Below are 454 nucleotides of genomic sequence, written 5' to 3'. Positions count from 1 at the left end.
CTTGTTTCATTTTTGGAAAACTCGATTTTGTCCAATGAAATGAGTAAGCCATCCTGCTCCATGCTCTTATTCACATCAACAGTTTCAAGAGTCGGGGCCACAGCCTCTTTGTAGGAAATCTGGTCAATTGACTTGGCTTTAATAATCGGAATATTAAATCCATCAATCTCCGTACCATTTTCATCCACATCTTCCGTTAATACTTCCGTCTGCAAATCGCTTTTTCCATCCACTAATCCTTCTACCCTTACGAAGTCACCGATCTCCCCACTATATTTTTTCCCTTGTGCAATTACAGGGAAAGTGACTTCATCGATATTAATTAAAATATGTAATGTGCTTTTATCAATAAATAATACTTGCCCCATGATCTCCATTTCCGTACCCACAAAGGACTCGATGTCTTGTAAAAACGATACGAACTGCTCCTCACTGAGGGTCACTTCCTCTAGGG

General features: G+C 39.9%; 1 protein-coding gene. It reads right to left on the bottom strand.

The genetic code is table 11. The features are described 5' to 3' along the window. The coding region (locus tag AOA60_RS32600; RefSeq protein ID WP_158235021.1) for a hypothetical protein at nt 1-454 on the bottom strand (454 nt) is incomplete at both ends.

This window comes from Pseudomonas sp. 2822-17 (assembly GCF_002742485.1).
GTDB classification, from domain to species: domain Bacteria; phylum Pseudomonadota; class Gammaproteobacteria; order Pseudomonadales; family Pseudomonadaceae; genus Aquipseudomonas; species Aquipseudomonas cyclaminis.
This window is presented reverse-complemented; position numbering and strand designations above follow the sequence as displayed.